Genomic DNA, 12,224 nt, shown 5'->3' with positions numbered 1-12,224 from the left:
GGAAAGCATCGCCGCCGCGATTCGGCCGCGTTTTTCAGCGATCCCGCTGTCTCGCCCAGGTGCCGTTGGCGCCGATGCGGAATTAACCCAGCGTTAACCATGCTGCGCGAGCTTGCGCCCATGCCGAGGACATCGCCCGTGGCCCGACGCACCGCCTTTGCAGCCCTCGCGGCCTGCATCGCTCTGGCAGGCCTCGCCGTGCCGGCCGCGGCGCATCCGCATGTCTTCGTCAGCGCGAGGGCCGAAATCCTTTACGGGCCCGATGGTGCGGTTCGTGCGCTGAAGCATATCTGGAGCTTCGACGAGGCTTATTCCGCCTATATCACCCAGGGACTCGACAAGAACCGCGACGGCAAGCTCACGCCCGACGAACTCGTCGAACTCGCCAAGATCAATGTCGAATCGCTGCCCGAGGTCGGTTTCTTCACCGTCGCCAAGGCCAATGGCAAGTCGCAGGAATTCGGCACGCCCGTCGAAGCCGGGCTCGTCTTCGACAACAAGATCCTGACGCTGACCTACACGCTGCCGCTGAAGAGTCCGGCCCATGCCAACCGCTCCTTCGGCATCGAGATCGGCGATCCGAGTTATTTCGTCGCCTTCGACATCGTCGATGCGCCGGACGCCGTGATCATGCGCGACGCTCCGAAAGGCTGCATCGTGCGCGTCGCCCGCCCGCCGAAGCTCGATCCCGCGATCCAGCAGAAGCTGGCGCAGGAGGACATCACCGCCACGCCCGATACCAGCGGGCTGCAGGTCACCACGCGCGCGCTCGTCGCATGTCCCTGATGCGAGACGTCTTGGAGTGCGAGATGCCCCCGAGCCCGAGATGTCCCTGAGCACCCCTCGCATGGCGATGCTGCCCTGGCCGGCCCTGTCGAGGCGTCTGATCGTGATGGCGCTCGCCATCGCGCTGATCGCCGGCAGCCTGGCCCTGCTTGCCGCCATCATCTCCGCCTGGAGCCCGCCGCCGCCCCCGCCGCCGCGCAACCCCTTCGGCGTGCCGTTGCCGCGCGAGGCGGCGCCCGCGACGACCGGGATCGGCGGCATGATCCTCGCCTGGCAATCGACCTTCTATCGCGAGCTGACGGCGAGCCTGAAGGCCGTCGCAGGCAGCCCCGCTGCGCTCTGGAGTCTGCTGGGCCTCGCCTTCGCCTACGGCGTCTTCCACGCGGCCGGGCCGGGCCATGGCAAGGCGGTGATCTCGGGCTATATCGTTGCCGATGATCGCAGCCTGCGACGCGGGCTGGCCTTGAGCTTCGCCGCCGCGATCCTGCAGGCGCTGGTGGCCATCGCGCTGGTGGGAACCTTGACCATCGCCCTGCGCCAGACCGCCCAGACGATGGCGGTGACGACCGACATCGTCGAGCGGGCGAGTTTTGCGCTGGTGGCGCTCGTCGGCACCTTCGTGCTCTGGCGCAAGGCCGGCGCGCTGCTGGCGCTCGGCCATGGCGCGCAGGCGCATGATCCGGCTTGCGATCATGTTCACATGCCGACGCCCGACGAGATGGCCCGCCTGCGGAACTGGCGCGAGATGGCCGGCGTCGTGCTGGCGGCGGGGCTGCGCCCCTGTGCGGGGGCGCTCGTCATCCTGGTCTTCGCCGCATCGCAGGGGCTGCTCTGGGCCGGCATCGCGGCGACCTTCGCCATGGCGCTCGGTACGGCGCTGACCACGGGCGCGCTCGCTTCGCTGGCCGTCTTCTTCAAGTTCACCGCGCTGAAGCTGGCAGGAGGCTCGTCGCTGCGCGGCGCGCGGCTCGTTGCCGGCCTGGAACTGCTGGCGGCGGCCTTTGTCGCGGTTCTGGGGGCGACGCTGCTGTTTGGCCTGTGGATCGGCGGGCAGGGAAGCTGATCGCCGGTTGAGCGCGACGCGGCCGCTCCCTGCGCCGGCGGCACTTCCCCCCTCCGGGCGTTGGCGTAGACTGGCCTCGCCGGACCCCAGGCACGCCTCTTGCGTCGCGCGGTCCTCAATGAGAGGCCTGACCACTTGACCAATCCCTGCGATCTCAGCGCCGTCGAGGCGCGTGCCCTGATCGGCGCCAAGAAACTCTCGGCGAGCGAACTGCTCGAAAGCTGCATCGCCCGCATCGACGCCGTCGATCCCGCCGTCAACGCCATGGTCGCCCGCGACGACGAGCGTGCCCGCGCCGCCGCGAAGGCGGCAGACGCCGCGACGATGCGCGGCGACGCCCTGCCCGCTTTGCACGGCCTGCCGATCGGCATCAAGGATCTCGAGAACGTCGCCGGGCTGCGCACCACCTATGGCAGCCAGCTCTATCGCGACCATGTTCCCGACGAGGACCAGCTCATTGTCGCCAAGGTGCGCGAGGCCGGCGCGATCGTGCTGGGCAAGACCAACACCCCCGAATGGGGCGCCGGCGCCAACACCCGCAACGCCGTCTACGGCGCCACCGGCAACCCCTTCGACCCGACGAAATCCGCCGCCGGTTCCTCGGGCGGCTCCGGCGTCGCGCTCGCCACCGGCATGGTGCCCATCGCGACCGGCTCGGACACCGGCGGCTCGCTGCGCAATCCCGCCGCCTTCAACGGCATCGTCGGCTTCCGCCCCTCGCCCGGGCTGGTGCCCAGTGAGAAGCGGCCGATCGGCTGGAACCCGCTGCCCGTGCTGGGGCCGATGGCGCGCACCGTCCCCGATCTCTGCCTGCTGCTCTCGACCATGGTCGGCGACGATGCCGCCGACCCGCTGGCGACCACGATCCACGGCCGGACGATCCGCCGCCCGGAGGATTTCGCCAGGCCCGCCACGATCGACCTCGCCTCGCTCAAGGTCGCGATCACGCCGGATTTCGGCTTCGCGCCGACCGAGAAGCACATCCGCAAGGTCTTCGCCGACAAGGTTGGCGCCTTTTCCTCGCTTTTCGGTGCGACCGAGCAGGCGACGCCGGACTGCGCCGGCATGGACGAGACCTTCGAGGTGCTGCGCTCGATCGCCTTCCTCGCCGGCATGTATGAGAAGGTCCGCGACACGCCCGAGATGGTCGGCCCCAATGTCCGCGTCAATGTCGAGGAAGGGCTGCGCTACGGCGCGCTCGACATCACCCGCGCGCTGAAGCAGCAGACCGCGATCTACCAGCGCTGGCAGGGCTTCTTCGCTGATTACGACGTCATCCTGTCCCCGGCCGTGACGCTGAGCCCGCGGCCCTGGTCGGAGCTCTACCCGGCCGAGATCGACGGCCAGCCGACGCGGACCTATTTCCACTGGCTGGCGCTGGCCTATGCCGTCACCACCGTCGGCCACCCGGCGATCTCGCTGCCAGTCGGGCTCGACGACGCCGGCATGCCGTTCGGCCTGCAGATCGTCGGCCCGCGCGGCGGCGACGCCAAGGTGCTGGCTGTGGCCGCCGCGCTCGAGGCGGCGCTCGCCGGCGACGCGCTGACGGCACGCCCCGTGCCCGACATCGTCAAACTCGCGGCCGGGCCTCGCATCGCGGACACGCCGGGCTTCCTCGGCTTCGACTGAGCCGTCGCCGCCATGCAACAGCGCCTGCCCCGGCCTGGAGCAGGAACGTCCAAGACAGGCATCGCGACGCGGATGTCCGATGCCACCACGATCCACACGGGGGACTTCCATGAAACGTCGCACGTTCCTGAAGGGCGCGACCGCCCTGACGCTCGCAGGCCCGGCTCTCGCCGGACGCGCCGCGGCGCAGTCCGCCACCACGCTGAAATTCGTGCCGCAGGCCAATCTCTCGGCGCTCGACCCGGTCTGGACGACAGCGACCGTGACCAGCAACCACGGCTATTATGTCTATGACACGCTCTACGGGCTGGATCTTGCTGGCAAGCCGCAGCCGCAGATGGTCGAGGGCCATGAGGTCGCCGCCGACGGCAAGAGCTGGCGCTTCAAGCTGCGCGACGGGCTGTCCTTCCATGACGGCGCGGCCGTCAAGGCCGCCGACTGCCTGCAGAGCCTGAAGCGCTGGGTCCAGCGAGACCCGTACGGTCAGCTCCTGGCGCGGGTGATCGAGTCCTCGGCGGCGATCGACGACAGGACCTTCGAGATCAAGCTGACCCGCGCCTTCCCGATGATGCTGGATGTGCTGGCGAAGGCGGATTCGCCGCTCTTCGTCATGCCGGAGCGCCTGGCCCAGACCGAGGCGACCAAGCAGATCACCGAGGTCATCGGGTCCGGCCCCTATCGCTTCATCCCGGCCGAGTTCGTTTCGGGAAGCAAGGTCGCCTATGAAAAGTTCGAGGCCTACAAGCCCCGCGCCGAGCCCCCCAGCCGCAATGCCGGCGGCAAGGTCGCGAATTTCAAGCGCGTCGAATGGCAGATCCTGCCCGACCCGGCGACGGCCGCCAATGCGCTGATCAAGGGCGAGGTCGATTGGTGGGAGCGCCCTCTCAGCGATCTCCAGCCGATGCTCGCCAAAAGCGCCGACATCACCCGCGAGGTCACCGACGAATCCGGCCGCGGCGCGATCATGCGACTGAACCATCTGCAGCCGCCCTTCAACAATCCCAAGGTCCGCGCCGCCGTCCGCCTGGCGGTGAACCAGGAAGACTATATGCGCGCCACCCAGGGCGACGACACCTCGATCTGGAAGACCTCGCGCAATCTCTGGTTCCGCGGCACGCCCTATTACGACGGCGAGCAGGAAGACCTGATGCCCCAGAGCGTCGAGAAGGCGAAGGCGGCGCTGAAGGACTCCGGCTACAACGGCGAGAAGGTCGTGATCATCAGTCCGACCGACTTCCCCGATATCGGACCGCTCGGCGACGTGACCTACGAACTGCTCAAGAGCATCGGCATGACCGTCGATCTCGTCACGAGCGACTGGGGCACGGTGATCCAGCGCCGCAACAGCCGCGAGCCGGTCGAGAAGGGGGGCTGGAGCATCTTCCACACCACCGGCTCGGCGATGGGCTGGAGCAACCCGGCTCTGTCCTATCTGGTGCGCGGCCAGGGCACGAAGGGGTGGTTCGGCTGGTATGACAGCGCCAAGGCCGAGGCGCTCGCGGAAGAATGGCTCTATGCGCCCGACGAGGCCGCCCAGAAGAAGGCCGCCGCCGCGCTCGGCCGGCTCGCGCTCGAGGACACTGCGACGATCCCGCTCGGCGTCTTCATGATCCGCACCGCCTACCGCAAGACCCTGACCGGGATGCAGAAGGGCTCGGCGCCCTATCCCTGGGGTCTGAAGCGGGTGTGACGCAGCGTGCGCAGACAACGTCATTCCCGGGCTTGACCCGGGAATCTCATGACCAGATGTCTCTGGTTTACGAGATGGTCGGGTCAAGCCCGACCATGACGCCGTTGCAGGTTAGCTCCTCGCCGCCACCGCCGCCGACCAGGGCGAGATCACGTCGCTGATGCCCTGCGCCCCATCCGCATCGACGCGGATGAGGTTGGGGCAGGCGAAGTTGATCGGCAGCACGCCGTGCTCGACCACGACCACCGGCCCGGCCGCCTCCAGCTCGGCCAGTGTGTCGGCCGGCAGGCGCAGATCGGCGCTGGTCTGGTCCGGGCCCGAGACGTCGATGCGCGGCTGATGCGCCGCCTGATCCAGCCCCATGCCGCAATCCACCGTCCAGGCCAGCATCTGATAGACGCTCGCGAGAATCCGCCGCCCGCCCGAGGCGCCGCCGGCATAGCGCGGGCCGGGGCCCGTCTTCGGGGTCACGATCACCGGGCACATGTTGCAGAGCGGCCGGGCGCCGGGCGCGATCGCATTGGCGCTGCCGGGGCGCGGATCGAACCACATCATGCCGTTGTTCATCAGCACGCCGGTGTCGGGCAGCACGACGCGGCTGCCCATCGAGGAGAGCAGCGTCGTCGTGACCGTGACCAGCGTACCCTCGCCATCGACCACCGTGAGATGGGTGGTGCAGGTGTCGCCGGGCTCGGTCGCCGCCTTCGCCGCACCCAGCCCCTCGAGCCGGCTGGCATAGGCCTCACGCATCACCCGCGACAGGCTGGCGAACCAGGCCGCGTCGGGCCCCCCGGGACCGGGCCGCGTCGCATCCATGCCCTCGACCACCGCTTCCAGCGTCGGCGCAGCGGTGAGCCCGCCTGCGGTGTGGACGAGATGGGTGCCGCGCCAGTCGATCGTCGGCGCGTCCCGCACGATCGCCTTGCAGCCCGCGAGATCCTGCGCATCGACGACGCCGCCCATCGCCTTGATGTCGGCGACGAGCCGGCCGGCGATCTCACCCTTGTAGAAATCGTCGAGCCCGGCCGAAGCCAGCCGCTCCAGCGTCGAGGCAAGGCTGCCGAGACGGAAGAAACCCGGCTTGCCCTGATAGGGCGGCACCGGCGGCAGGCCGTTGGGCAGATAGATCCGCGCGCTTTCGGCGTAGAGCCGCAGCACGGCGGCCGAGGAGGAAACCTTGAGCGTCGTGTACCAGTCCTGCGCCAGCCCGCGCCTGGCGAGCGTGATCGCGGGCGCCAGCAGGTCGGCGATCGGCATCGCCGTTCCGAAGCTCTCCTTCAGCTGGGCGTAGCCGGCGACGGAGGACGGGATCACGAAGGAGAGCGGTCCGTGAATGTTCACGTCGCCGACGACCTCGGGCCAGGTGAAGAGGTCGTTCTTCATCGCGCCTGTCAGCGGGTAGGCCGAAGGATCGGCGCGGCGCGGCGCAACGGGGCCGAAATCGACGACCTTCGCTTTGGTCTCGCCGGCCTTGAGCACGACCGCAAAGCCGATGCCGCCGAGCCCGCTGTTCCAGGGTTCGACCGCGGCCAGCGCGAAACAGGCCGCCACCGCCGCATCAGCCGCATTGCCGCCGGCCTCGAGGATCGCGGCGCCGGCCTCGGCCGCCTCGCGGTTCTGCGAGACGACGACGCCGTTGCGCCCGCTCGCCATGGGCTTGCTGAGCGTCCAGTTCTGCGTGCGGTAGGGCACCTCTGCGGCAACGGTCATCTTTGAATTCCCCTCGAAGGCCAGGCTGCGCCCGCCATGCCAGCCGGCGCGCGGCGGGAGCTTAGGCCAGAGCGACCAGCGCTGCCCCGTGCGCCGATCGTGCGGGCGGCATGCCGGCACGGCATGCCGCCGCCTGGTGGTTGAGGTCAGGCGGCCTTGGCGTGGACCAGCTCTGCATAGCGGTCGGGGTCGGTCGCGCCCTCGGTGTTGACGACGAAGACGCGCGAGGTCGCGTCGAGCTTCAGCTGCGCCCGGATCGCCGGATCGGCGGCGGCGGCGATCAGCCCGGCGAGCCCGACGCCACCGCTTTCGCCGGCGACGATGACGGGGTCGTCGCCGGCCGGCCGCGCCAGCCGGTTCATCACCGCGACCGCCTCCTCGTCCTCGACCGTCATGAAGGCGTCCGCCACCCGCGACAGGATCCGCCAGGCGACGAGCGAAGGTTCGTAGCAGTCGAGCATCGCCATCACCGTCGGCTCGCCGACCGTGGCCTTCACCGGCTCGCCGGCCCGCGCACTCTCGAACATGCAGGCCGCGCGCGAGGGATCGACCGCGACGAAGACCGGCCGCTCGTCGCCCAGCACGAGGGCGAAATGCGCCGCGACGGCCGCCGCGATGCCGCCGACGCCGACCTGCACGAACACATGCGTCGGCGGTTGCGGCATCTGGCGCAGCGCCTCGGCGACCAGCGCCGTATAGCCCTGCATCACCAGCCCGGGAATGCGCTCATAGCCCGGCCAGGAGGTGTCGGAAACGACGATCCAGCCCTTCTCGTCCGAAACCCGCGCGGCCTCGGCCACCGAATCGTCATAGGTGCCTTCCGCCCGGATCATTGTCGCGCCGAAGCGGGCAATCGCGGCGATGCGCTCCTCGCTGACGCCGGAATGAACGAAGATCGCCGCGCGCGCGCCGACGAGCTGCGCGCCCTGCGCGACCGAGCGGCCATGGTTGCCATCGGTCGCGCAGGAGAAGGTCATGGAGGCCGCGACCTCCCTGACCGGAGGCGTCTGCAACTCGCCGATCTCGACGGGGCGTCCCAGCCGGCGCGCGGCCTCCTCCAGCACCAGCCTGACCACGACATAGGAGCCGCCGAGCGCCTTGAAACTGCCGAGCCCGAGCCGGTGCCCTTCGTCCTTGAGGTGGATCGCCGCGACACCGAGCTCCCTGGCCAGGGCCGGCAGCGCCTGCAGCGGTGTCACGGCATAATTGTCGCGCCGGCTGATCTGCCGCTCGACCTGCGCCGCACCGGTGACCCCGAGGCCTTCCGCATCGGCCGGCAGCAGCGGCTTGCGATGATCGGGATGCGTGTTGAGCAGGAACATGGCGGTCTCATGCGGAACAGAAGCGAGCAGTCGCTCGCGGGAACGGCGCCATCGTGCATATCCGGGGGGCGCCGGTCCATTGGCGCGCGGGCCGCTCTGCACTAGATTCCGCGGACACCACGAGCCCAGGCATTGTCATGACCATCCATCAGCGCCCCATCTCCGCAACGATCGACCCCGACAAGCTCGACCGGCTGGCCCAGGCCGCCGTCCGCGTCGGCCTCAATCTGCAGCCCGGGCAGGACCTGTTTCTCACCGCACCCGTCACGGCGCTGCCGCTGGTCCGAAAGATCGCCGAGCACGCCTACAAGGCCGGCGCCGGGCTGGTGACGCCGATCCTCTCCGACGAGGAGGTGACGCTGGCGCGCTACCGCTATGCCAATGATGCGAGCTTCGACCGCGCCGCCGGCTGGCTGCATGAGGGCGTCGCCAAGGCTTTCGCCAACAACACCGCGCGGCTGGCCATCGTCGGCGACGACCCGATGCTGATGGCGGAGCAGGACCCGGCCAAGGTCTCACGCGCCAGCAAGGCCAACTCGGTCGCCTATCAGCCGGCGCTGGAGAAGATCGCGGGCTTCGACATCAACTGGAACATCCTGGCCTATCCCACCGCCGCCTGGGCGCGGCGCGTCTTCCCCGGCGACGCCGCGGAGGTCGCGGTCGGCAAGCTCGCGGACGCGATCTTTGCCGCCTCGCGCGTGGCGGACGGGGACCCCGTCACCGCCTGGGCCGCGCACAACGCGACGCTCAAGACTCGCACGCAATGGCTCAACGGCCAGCGCTTCCACGCGCTGCATTTCACCGGACCTGGCACCGACCTGACCGTCGGCCTCGCCGACGGGCATGAATGGCAGGGCGGCGCCTCGACCGCCAAGAACGGCGTGACCTGCAATCCCAACATCCCGACCGAGGAGGTCTTCACCACGCCCCATGCGCTGCGGGTGGAGGGCTACGTCTCCTCGACCAAGCCGCTCTCCTATCAGGGCTCGCTGATCGACGAGATCCAGGTGCGCTTCGAGGCCGGCCGAATCGTCGAATCGAAGGCCAGCCGCGGCGCCGATGTGCTCGCCAAGGTGCTCGACACCGACGAGGGCGCGCGCCGGCTCGGAGAGGTGGCGCTGGTGCCGCATTCCTCCCCGATCTCGAAGAGCGGCATCCTGTTCCTGAACACACTCTTCGACGAGAACGCCTCCTGCCACATCGCGCTCGGCCAGTGCTATTCGAAATGCTTCCTCGATGGCGGCAAGCTGACGCCCGAGCAGGTCGCGGCCCAGGGCGGCAACAAGAGCTTCATCCATATCGACTGGATGATCGGGTCGGACCTCGTCGACATCGACGGCGTCCATGCCGACGGCCGCCGCGTGCCGGTGTTCCGCAAGGGCGAATGGGCCTGAGGGGCTCGGATCTGATCCTCGCCGCGCCGTCATCCTGGACCAGCGGCGAAGCCGCGCAGGCCGGGATCCATCATAGGGCTCGACGGCGCTCGATGATGGATCCCGGTCGGCCTTCGGCCGCCCAGGATGGCGGTGAGCTTCCGAGCCGGGACATGATGCCGTGCGTCGCTAACTGAACGACCGCACCAGCCCGCCGATCAGCAGGTTCCAGCCGTCGATCAGCACGAAGAAAATCACCTTGAAGGGCAGCGAGATCACCGTCGGCGGCAGCATCATCATGCCCATCGACATCACGATCGTCGCCACGATCATGTCGATCACCAGGAAGGGCAGCGCGATCAGGAAGCCGATCTCGAAGGCGCGCCGCAGTTCCGAGATCATGAAGGACGGGATCAGCACGCGCAGGTCGACCGCGACAGTCGGGTCGACCGGGCGGATGCTCGGCGGCGCCATGTCGGCGAAGAGGCGCAGATCCTGCGGTCTTGTCTGCGCCAGCATGAAGTCGCGGAACGGCGCCGTGATCTTGGCATAGGCCTCGGCCTCGCCGATCCGGTTCTCGACCAGCGGCAGGACGCCGTCCTGCCAGGCCCGGTCGAAGGTCGGCGCCATCACGAAGAAGGTCATGAACAGCGCCAAGCTGATCAGGATCAGGTTGGCCGGCGTGGACTGCAGGCCCAGCCCCGAGCGCAGGAAGGACAGCGCGATCACGAAGCGGGTGAAGCTGGTGACCATCATCAGCAGCCCCGGCGCGACCGAGAGGATGGTCAGCATCGCCACGATCTGGACGATGCGGCCCGAGGCCGAGGCGCCACCCTGCGGCAGCAGGCCGTCGAGGCCGAAGGATTGCGCCTGCGCGCCGACGATGCCGGCCAGCAGGATCAGAAGCGCTGCGAGGGCCCGCATCACTGCACCACCAGCGTTTCGATGACGATGTCGCGCACGACGCCCTTGGAGCGGATCGCGATGCGTTCGAGCAGGTCCTCGCGCAGGTTGCGCAGCCCCGCCGCGCCCTCCATCTGCTGCGCTGTGACGCTGCGCAGGAAGCCGAGAATGTCCTCGCTGATCGCGCCGACGAGCGGATCGGCGCTCGCGGCCGCCTTCTGCTCCATCAGCAGCGCGGCTTCGAGGCGCACCCAGGTGTTGGCGGGCGCCGCCAGATTGGTCACGATCGGCGACAGCCTTTTCAGAACCAGCGTCCCGGTCATCTGCGGATTGACCGCGAGATCGGGCGTCGCGGCCTCCATCCGCTTCATCACCGTGCTTTCGACCGTGCCGACGACGCGCAGGCCCCAGAGCGTGCCGGCTCCTGCGGCGAGCGCGGTCAGGATCAGGAACGGCGCAGCAGTGAGCAGCGCCTGGCGCGAAGTCCCGCGGCGCTTGGCCGGGCCGGGCAGGCTGGTCAGCGACGGCGCCATCAGAAGGGGGTGACCTTGTCGAAGACCTGCTGCCCCCAGGCCGGCTGCTGCACCTCCATGCCGCGGCCGCGCCCGCCATAGGCGATCCGCGCCTCGGCGATCTTCTCGTAGGAGACGGTGTTATTGCCGGTGATGTCGCGCGGGCGCACGATGCCGGTGACGTTCAGCACGCGCATGTCGTAGTTGACCCGCACCTCCTGCGAGCCGTTGATCACCAGATTGCCGTTGGGCAGGATTTCGGTGACGACCGCGGCGACCGACATCTCGACCTCCTCCGAGCGGTCGGTCAGGCCGCGCCCGCGCGAGGAGGAATCGGAGCTGGCATTGGCGCTGGCCGAGGCGTCGCCCGAGGCGCCGTTGAAATCGGCGAGGAAGCCGAGCCCGAACTTCGCCGCCGAGTTGCGCGAGCGGTCGGACTTGTTGTCGAGCTTGGCCTTGTCGTTGATCGAGATCTTCACCGTGACGACGTCGCCGGTCTTCATCGCGCGGGTGTCGCGGAAGAGGTCCTCGCTCTGGCGGGTGTAGATCGAGTTGAAGGCGACATCGACGCCCCGGCCCGTCGGCGTGCCCAGCGGGATGGCGTCGCGCTGGGTCACGAGCCCGCTGCCGACGCGGGACAGCTGCGGCTCGCGGTTGACCTCGGCCATGTCCATGCCGCAGCCGGCGAGCGTTGCGGCGCAAGCCGCGAGAATGAGGACCTTCATCGGGTCTGGACTCCGGTTGAGGGCGTGCTGCCGTTGAGAGGGTTGCGCCGGCCGCCCATGACCTCGGCGAGCTGGGCGGCGCGCGAGGCCTCCATCTCGTTGAGCACGGCGCTGGCGGCGCGCGGGGTCAGCTTGCCGAGCACCGCCACCGCGACGCCCTGGTCCATGGTCGCCAGTTGCAGCGCGGCGGCGTCGGGGCGCATCCGCGAGAAGATCTCGGTCATCCGCGCTTCGGCCTGCTTGACCTCGGCGGCGCGCTGGTCGGTCAGGAGCTGGAGCTCGGCCTTGCGCTCCTCCAGCTTCTTCAGCGTATCGGCGAGCCGGGCCTCGAGCCCCTTCAGCGTGTTCGCCTGCCAGGCGAAGCGGGCCTCGGCGGCGGGGTCGCGGATGGCGGCACAGAAGCTCGCGGCATCGGATGTCGAGGCGGTGGCGATGGCGGTCGCCGGGCTCGGCGTCCGGGTCTGCGCGGCCGTCCCGCCGATGCCGAGCGTCAGCACCATGGCCGGCAGCA

The 12,224-nt window shown here is 69.2% G+C and carries 11 protein-coding genes; 5 read left to right on the top strand and 6 right to left on the bottom strand.

The window, feature by feature from the left end; genetic code table 11:
- The first annotated feature begins 138 nt into the window (after window positions 1-138).
- The 4 genes from Q8S38_RS10455 to Q8S38_RS10440 all read left to right on the top strand — a co-directional run bounded on the left by Q8S38_RS10455 (window position 139) and on the right by Q8S38_RS10440 (window position 5,168).
- Window positions 139-786: a DUF1007 family protein gene (locus Q8S38_RS10455; RefSeq protein ID WP_305680354.1), complete on the top strand. Its 648-nt coding sequence runs from the start codon at window positions 139-141 to the stop codon at window positions 784-786.
- A 40-nt stretch (window positions 787-826) separates the two neighbouring features.
- Window positions 827-1,849, top strand: a complete 1,023-nt coding sequence (locus tag Q8S38_RS10450) for a nickel/cobalt transporter (RefSeq protein ID WP_305680353.1) — start codon at window positions 827-829, stop codon at window positions 1,847-1,849.
- A gap of 135 nt (window positions 1,850-1,984) precedes the next feature.
- Window positions 1,985-3,478, top strand: a complete 1,494-nt coding sequence (locus Q8S38_RS10445; RefSeq protein WP_305680352.1) for an amidase — start codon at window positions 1,985-1,987, stop codon at window positions 3,476-3,478.
- Window positions 3,479-3,587: 109 nt separating this feature from the next.
- A complete protein-coding gene (locus Q8S38_RS10440; RefSeq protein WP_305680351.1) occupies window positions 3,588-5,168 on the top strand; it encodes an ABC transporter substrate-binding protein in 1,581 nt (526 codons plus the stop codon).
- A 111-nt stretch (window positions 5,169-5,279) separates the two neighbouring features.
- Here the strand turns inward: Q8S38_RS10440 and Q8S38_RS10435 are convergent, their stop codons facing one another.
- Together Q8S38_RS10435 and Q8S38_RS10430 are read right to left on the bottom strand one after the other, a co-directional pair.
- Window positions 5,280-6,878, bottom strand: coding sequence for a gamma-glutamyltransferase (locus tag Q8S38_RS10435; protein WP_305680350.1), 1,599 nt, complete (start codon window positions 6,876-6,878; stop codon window positions 5,280-5,282).
- A 146-nt stretch (window positions 6,879-7,024) separates the two neighbouring features.
- The gene (locus Q8S38_RS10430) at window positions 7,025-8,200 is read right to left on the bottom strand and encodes a diaminopropionate ammonia-lyase (protein ID WP_305680349.1); all 1,176 of its coding nucleotides are present in this window, start codon (window positions 8,198-8,200) and stop codon (window positions 7,025-7,027) included.
- A 137-nt stretch (window positions 8,201-8,337) separates the two neighbouring features.
- Here Q8S38_RS10430 and Q8S38_RS10425 point away from each other — a divergent pair, with 137 nt between their 5' ends.
- The gene (locus tag Q8S38_RS10425; RefSeq protein WP_305680348.1) at window positions 8,338-9,594 is read left to right on the top strand and encodes an aminopeptidase; all 1,257 of its coding nucleotides are present in this window, start codon (window positions 8,338-8,340) and stop codon (window positions 9,592-9,594) included.
- A 168-nt stretch (window positions 9,595-9,762) separates the two neighbouring features.
- Here Q8S38_RS10425 and fliP read toward each other — a convergent pair whose 3' ends face one another.
- The 4 genes from fliP to Q8S38_RS10405 are packed head-to-tail and all read right to left on the bottom strand — an operon-like array spanning window position 9,763 to window position 12,213.
- On the bottom strand, window positions 9,763-10,497 hold the full coding sequence (fliP, locus tag Q8S38_RS10420; protein ID WP_305680347.1) for a flagellar type III secretion system pore protein FliP: 735 nt from the start codon (window positions 10,495-10,497) through the stop codon (window positions 9,763-9,765).
- Window positions 10,497-11,009 (bottom strand): flagellar basal body-associated FliL family protein, encoded by a 513-nt coding sequence (locus tag Q8S38_RS10415; RefSeq protein WP_305680346.1) that lies wholly within the window; start codon window positions 11,007-11,009, stop codon window positions 10,497-10,499. Before Q8S38_RS10415 ends, fliP begins: the two co-directional genes overlap by 1 nt.
- On the bottom strand, window positions 11,009-11,713 hold the full coding sequence (flgH, locus tag Q8S38_RS10410; RefSeq protein ID WP_305680345.1) for a flagellar basal body L-ring protein FlgH: 705 nt from the start codon (window positions 11,711-11,713) through the stop codon (window positions 11,009-11,011). The genes Q8S38_RS10415 and flgH overlap by 1 nt, the downstream gene beginning before the upstream one ends.
- On the bottom strand, window positions 11,710-12,213 hold the full coding sequence (locus Q8S38_RS10405; RefSeq protein WP_305680344.1) for a MotE family protein: 504 nt from the start codon (window positions 12,211-12,213) through the stop codon (window positions 11,710-11,712). The genes flgH and Q8S38_RS10405 overlap by 4 nt, the downstream gene beginning before the upstream one ends.
- Window positions 12,214-12,224: the final 11 nt, after the last annotated feature.

Origin of the sequence: Allobosea sp., from assembly GCF_030695125.1 — a bacterium.
Classification (GTDB): Bacteria; Pseudomonadota; Alphaproteobacteria; order Rhizobiales; family Beijerinckiaceae; genus Allobosea.
This window is presented reverse-complemented; position numbering and strand designations above follow the sequence as displayed.

Excerpts from the sequence above, each read along its gene's own strand:
- fliP (WP_305680347.1), bottom strand. The coding sequence starts at position 10,497 with ATGCGGGCCCTCGCAGCGCTTCTGATCCTGCTGGCCGGCATCGTCGGC.
- Q8S38_RS10450 (WP_305680353.1), top strand. The coding sequence starts at position 827 with ATGTCCCTGAGCACCCCTCGCATGGCGATGCTGCCCTGGCCGGCCCTG.
- Q8S38_RS10430 (WP_305680349.1), bottom strand. The coding sequence starts at position 8,200 with ATGTTCCTGCTCAACACGCATCCCGATCATCGCAAGCCGCTGCTGCCG.
- Q8S38_RS10435 (WP_305680350.1), bottom strand. The coding sequence starts at position 6,878 with ATGACCGTTGCCGCAGAGGTGCCCTACCGCACGCAGAACTGGACGCTC.
- Q8S38_RS10415 (WP_305680346.1), bottom strand. The coding sequence starts at position 11,009 with ATGGCGCCGTCGCTGACCAGCCTGCCCGGCCCGGCCAAGCGCCGCGGG.
- Q8S38_RS10425 (WP_305680348.1), top strand. The coding sequence starts at position 8,338 with ATGACCATCCATCAGCGCCCCATCTCCGCAACGATCGACCCCGACAAG.
- Q8S38_RS10440 (WP_305680351.1), top strand. The coding sequence starts at position 3,588 with ATGAAACGTCGCACGTTCCTGAAGGGCGCGACCGCCCTGACGCTCGCA.
- flgH (WP_305680345.1), bottom strand. The coding sequence starts at position 11,713 with ATGAAGGTCCTCATTCTCGCGGCTTGCGCCGCAACGCTCGCCGGCTGC.
- Q8S38_RS10405 (WP_305680344.1), bottom strand. The coding sequence starts at position 12,213 with ATGGTGCTGACGCTCGGCATCGGCGGGACGGCCGCGCAGACCCGGACG.